The sequence below is a fragment of the Ideonella sp. B508-1 genome (assembly GCF_000333615.1).
GTDB lineage: Bacteria > Pseudomonadota > Gammaproteobacteria > Burkholderiales > Burkholderiaceae_C > Ideonella.
This window is the reverse complement of the sequence record NZ_BADL01000401.1, coordinates 1-4,836: the sequence shown is the minus strand read 5'-3', so window position 1 is coordinate 4,836 and position 4,836 is coordinate 1. Positions and strand designations below refer to the sequence as shown.

Genomic DNA, 4,836 nt, shown 5'->3' with positions numbered 1-4,836 from the left:
CATGAAGATGCGTCGCGGCGCCTATGTCACCGAGATGTCGGCCCAGGACGTCAGCCAGGTCTACCGCCTGCTGGCCCTGCTGGAGAGCGACGCCGCCGCCCAGGTGGCCGAGACGGCCAGCGACGCCGACCTGGCGGAGTTGCGCCAACTGCATGAGCAACTGGAGGCGCAGGTCGGACAGCGGGACGACTTCTTCCGCACCAACGAGCGCTTCCACATGCGGCTGCTGGCCCTGGCCCACAACCGTTGGCGCGAGCAGATCGTCAACGACCTGCGCAAGGTGATGAAGCTCAACCGCCACCATTCGCTGTTCCGGCAGGGGCGGATCGAGGAATCACTGGCCGAGCACCGGGCCCTGCTGACGGCGCTGGAGCAACGCGCGCCCGAGCAGGCCGCACGGCTGATGCGGGCCCACTTCGACAATGGCCTGACCGCGGCTCAGACGGCCTGAGGGTCACCAGCCGGAGCATCCCCGGTCAGCCAGGCTTCGAAGCTGGCCAGCGCGGGACTGGGCGGGCGACTGGCCAGGCGGGTGAGCCAGTAGCGCCCCACCGAGACCTCCACGTCGAAGGGACGCACCAGACGCCCTTGCACCAGATCCCGCTGGAACAGCACGGTGGGCAGCAGCGCCACCCCGGCCCCCAGGGTTGCCGCCTCGGCCAGGGCCAGCGAACTGTCGAACACCATGCCGCGCAGCGGCGGCACGGGCACGCCCGCCACCGCACACCATTGGTCCCATTCATCGACGCGATACGAACGCAGCAGCGGCACGTCCATCAGGTCCTGCGGATGCTTCAGCCGCGCGGCCAGCGCCGGGGCGCACAGCGGCGCCAGCGGGGCCTGGAGCAAGGGCACGGCCCGGGTGCCGTGCCAATGCCCGTCGCCGAAGCGGATGGCGGCATCCAGGCCCTCGGCCGCCAGATCCACCCGGTTGTTGTGTGTCTGCAGGCGCAAATCCACATGCGGACAAGCCGATTGAAACTGGGCCAGCCGCGGCAACAGCCACCCCACGGCATAGGTGGCCACCACCCCGAGCGTCAGGGTCTCGCGGGGGCGGCCGTCCTTGAGCTGCTGCAGGCTCTCGGCCAGGCGCTCGAACGCGGCCGCCACCGCCGGGAGGATGGCCCGCCCCTCGTCGGTCAGCGCCAGTCCCCTTGGCAGTCGGTGGAACAGCCGCACCCCGTAACGCGCCTCGAGGTTCTTGACATGCTGGCTGACCGCCGTCGGACTCAGGTGCAGTTCATCGGCGGCCCGGGCGAAGTTCAGGTGCCGGGCGGACACCGCGAAGGCCCGCAGTGCATTGAGAGGCAGATCCATGGCTGACCTTGAAAAAATGATGGTCTCCCCTGCATTCTTCCCATTTGTTCCGTTGCCCTCCAGTCCCTAACCTTCGGCCACCTTCACCTCTGAGAGAACCATGCAGAAACGCGACTTTCTGACCCATCTGCTCGGCCTGGGTTGCCTGGGATCTGCGCTGGCCAATCCGCTGGAGCCCCAGGAAAATCCGGCGCCGTCACCCGCCCTCCAGCAGGCCCTGCGGGACATCGAAGCCCGCGCCAAAGGGCGCCTGGGCCTGGCGGTACTGGACACCGGCAGTGGCCGCCGCTGGCTCCACCGCGCCGACGAGCGCTTCCTGCTGTGCAGCACCTTCAAGTTGCTGCTGTGCGCCCAGGTGCTGGAGCGCGCCGCCCGCGGTGAGGAGCGACTCGATCGCCCGCTGTCGTTCGGGCGCGGCGACCTGGTCGAGTGGTCACCCGTGACCAAGAAGGCCGTGGGCCGCGGCCATCTGAGCGTGGCCCAGCTGTGCGAGGCCACCATGACCACCAGCGACAACACCGCCGCCCTGCTGCTGCTGAAGACGCAAGGCGGCCCTGCCGGCCTGACGCGCTGGTTGCGCGCCCATGGCGACACCCAGACACGCCTGGATCGCAGCGAACCCGATCTCAACCTTGCGGACCCGACCGGCGAGTGGGACACCACGACCCCCGCCACGATGGCGGACACCGTCCAGCGCCTGTGCCTGGGTGCCGGCCTGCCGAAGACGGTTCAGGCCCAGCTGCAGGCCTGGATGAAGGCCAGCACCACCGGCGCCCAGCGTCTGCGCGCCGGCCTGCCGACGGGCTGGCAGATCGGCGACAAGACCGGCACGGGTGACGGCATCAGCAACGATGTGGCCATCGTCTGGCCACCCGGGCAGGCCGCCCCTTGGGTGGTGGTGGCCTTTCTGAGCGACTGCCGCAGTCCGCGCGACGTGCAGCAGGCCTGCCTGGCCGATCTGGGGCGACTGCTGCCCCGATGGCAAGTGGCCTGAGTGCCCGAGGCCTGTCGAGCGGACAAGAAAAAAGGCCCCGAGGGGCCTTGCGCGGTCGGAGCGGGAGGGCCGGAGCCCGGCCCGCACCGAGCGCATCAACGCTGTGCCAGCGGCTTGACGTCGCGCTTGGCCGAGCCCACGAAGAGCTGACGCGGACGGCCGATCTTGTACTCGGGGTCGGCGATCATCTCGTTGAGCTGGGCGATCCAGCCCACGGTGCGGGCCAGCGCGAAGATGGCGGTGAACAGCGGCACCGGGATGCCGATGGCGCGCTGCACGATGCCCGAGTAGAAGTCCACGTTCGGGTACAGCTTGCGGGCGACGAAGTAGTCGTCTTCCAGCGCAATCTTCTCCAGGGCCATGGCCAGCTTGAACAGCGGGTCGTTTTCCAGGCCCAGCTCCTGCAGCACTTCCTTGCAGGTTTCCTGCATCAGCTTGGCGCGCGGGTCGTAGTTCTTGTAGACGCGGTGACCGAAGCCCATCAGGCGCACGCCCGAGTTCTTGTCCTTCACCTGGTTCATGAACTCACCGACCTTGGCCACGCCGCCCATGGCCTGGATGTCTTCCAGCATGTTCAGGCAGGCTTCGTTGGCGCCACCGTGGGCCGGGCCCCACAGGCAGGCCACGCCCGCGGCGATGGCGGCGAACGGGTTGGTGCCCGACGAACCGCACAGACGCACGGTCGAGGTCGAGGCGTTCTGCTCGTGGTCGGCGTGCAGGATGAAGATGCGGTCCAGCGCGCGCTCGATGACCGGGCTCACCTTGTACTCTTCGCACGGGGTGGCAAACATCATCCGCAGGAAGTTGCCCGAGTAGGACAGGTCGTTCTTCGGATAGATGTAGGGCTGACCGACGGTGTACTTGTACGCCATCGCCACCAGGGTCGGCATCTTGGCGATCAGGCGGATCGCCGCGATCTCGCGGTGCTCGGGGTTATTGATGTCGGTGCTGTCGTGGTAGAAGGCCGACAGGGCGCCCACCAGACCGGTCATCACGGCCATCGGGTGCGCGTCGCGGCGGAAGCCACGCAGGAAGAACTGCATCTGCTCGTTGACCATCGTGTGGTTGGTCACGCGCGCCTGGAACTCGCTCTTCTGCGCAGCGTTCGGCAGTTCGCCGTTCAGCAGCAGGTAGCAGGTTTCCAGGTAGTCGCAGTTCACGGCCAGCTGTTCGATCGGGTAGCCGCGGTACAGCAGTTCGCCCTTGTCACCGTCGATGTAGGTGATGGTCGAGTTGCACGAAGCGGTCGACAGGAAGCCGGGGTCGTAGGTGAACTTGCCGGTCTGGCCGTACAGCTTGCGGATGTCGATCACATCGGGCCCGATCGTGCCCTTGTAGATCGGCAGTTCCATGCTGGGGCTGCCGTCGGAAAACGACAGGGTGGCTTTCACGTCGGAGGGAGTCATCGTCGGGTCCTTTCTCACTCAAAACCATCAAGTGGGTTGGCGCAACTGCACCAGCACATCCCGTACCACCGGGATGTCCAGGGGGCCCTCGGGGTCCTTCCGCGCAAGCAGCAGGTCCAAGAGGTCGTTGTCCGCCAGATCCATCAGCAATTGAAGTCCTTCGACCTGCCGCGCCGTCAATGTCTCCTCGTAGCGGCGGAAGAAGCGTTCCATGAACAGGTCGTTTTCAAGCAAGCCCCGGCGGCAGCTCCATTTCAGGCGGCTGACGACAGAAGGCTCCACGCGGGTGGTGTCATCCATAGGGGCTTGCTCCACGCAGACCAGGGTGCGTGCTCAGACGGCGCGACGCACCATCAATTCCTTGATCTTGCCGATGGCCTTGGTCGGGTTCAGACCCTTGGGGCACACGTCAACACAATTCATGATGGTGTGACAACGGAACAGCCGGTACGGATCTTCCAGGTTGTCCAGTCGCTCCGCGGTGGCCTCGTCGCGGCTGTCCGCGATGAAACGGTAGGCCTGCAGCAGGCCGGCCGGCCCGACGAATTTGTCGGGGTTCCACCAGAAGCTCGGGCAGCTCGTCGAGCAGCTCGCGCACAGAATGCACTCGTACAGGCCGTTGAGCTCCTCGCGCTCTTCCGGCGACTGCAGGCGCTCCTTCTCGGGCGGCGGCGCGTCGTTGAGCAGATAGGGCTTGATCGAGTGGTACTGCTTGAAGAACTGCGTCATGTCCACGATCAGGTCGCGGATCACGGGCAGGCCCGGCAGCGGACGCAGCACGATGGTGTCGGGCAGCGAGCGCAGATTGGTCAGGCAGGCCAGGCCGTTCTTGCCGCAGATGTTCATCGCGTCGGAACCGCAAACCCCTTTCGCGCAGGAGCGGCGGAAGGCGATCGAGGGATCGACCTCCTTTAGCTTGATCAGGGCGTCCAGCAGCATGCGCTCGTTGCCTTGCAGCTCGAGCTCGATGGTCTGCATGTAGGGCTTGGCGTCCTTGTCCGGGTCGTAACGGTAGATCTGAAAGGTGCGCTTGATCATGTGAAATTCTCCTTGGGCACGCTCAGAAGGTACGGACCTTGGGCGGCACGCTGTCGACGGTGAGCGGCTTGAGGTTCACCG

Annotated in this window: 6 protein-coding genes; 2 read left to right on the top strand and 4 right to left on the bottom strand. The window is 66.3% G+C overall.

Annotation, left to right across the window (positions count from 1 at the left end; translation table 11 throughout):
• Nucleotides 1–451: GntR family transcriptional regulator (locus I73_RS16630; RefSeq protein ID WP_022981651.1), on the top strand; the 451-nt coding region annotated here is incomplete at its 5' end.
• Here the strand turns inward: I73_RS16630 and I73_RS16625 are convergent.
• Nucleotides 439–1,317 carry a LysR family transcriptional regulator gene (locus I73_RS16625; protein WP_022981650.1) on the bottom strand — a complete coding sequence of 293 codons (879 nt, stop codon included), beginning with the start codon at nt 1,315–1,317 and terminating at the stop codon, nt 439–441. The genes I73_RS16630 and I73_RS16625 overlap by 13 nt on opposite strands.
• Before the next feature lie 100 nt (nt 1,318–1,417).
• On the opposite strand from I73_RS16625, the gene bla reads away from it, so the two are divergent.
• Nucleotides 1,418–2,311, top strand: a complete 894-nt coding sequence (bla, locus tag I73_RS16620; protein ID WP_022981649.1) for a class A beta-lactamase — start codon at nt 1,418–1,420, stop codon at nt 2,309–2,311.
• Between the two features lie 95 nt (nt 2,312–2,406).
• On the opposite strand, the gene gltA is transcribed toward bla, so the two are convergent.
• The 3 genes from gltA to I73_RS16605 are packed head-to-tail and all read right to left on the bottom strand — an operon-like array spanning nt 2,407 to nt 4,752.
• Complete coding sequence (gene gltA / locus I73_RS16615) at nt 2,407–3,717, bottom strand: citrate synthase (RefSeq protein WP_022981648.1); 1,311 nt, start codon at nt 3,715–3,717, stop codon at nt 2,407–2,409.
• Nucleotides 3,718–3,744: 27 nt separating this feature from the next.
• A complete protein-coding gene (locus I73_RS16610; RefSeq protein ID WP_022981647.1) occupies nt 3,745–4,017 on the bottom strand; it encodes a succinate dehydrogenase assembly factor 2 in 273 nt (90 codons plus the stop codon).
• Nucleotides 4,018–4,050: 33 nt separating this feature from the next.
• Nucleotides 4,051–4,752: a succinate dehydrogenase iron-sulfur subunit gene (locus I73_RS16605; RefSeq protein ID WP_026096847.1), complete on the bottom strand. Its 702-nt coding sequence runs from the start codon at nt 4,750–4,752 to the stop codon at nt 4,051–4,053.
• Nucleotides 4,753–4,836 lie beyond the last annotated feature (84 nt).

Coding starts and splice junctions, on each gene's coding strand:
- gltA (WP_022981648.1), bottom strand. CDS start 3,717: ATGACTCCCTCCGACGTGAAAGCCACCCTGTCGTTTTCCGACGGCAGC.
- bla (WP_022981649.1), top strand. CDS start 1,418: ATGCAGAAACGCGACTTTCTGACCCATCTGCTCGGCCTGGGTTGCCTG.
- I73_RS16625 (WP_022981650.1), bottom strand. CDS start 1,317: ATGGATCTGCCTCTCAATGCACTGCGGGCCTTCGCGGTGTCCGCCCGG.
- I73_RS16610 (WP_022981647.1), bottom strand. CDS start 4,017: ATGGATGACACCACCCGCGTGGAGCCTTCTGTCGTCAGCCGCCTGAAA.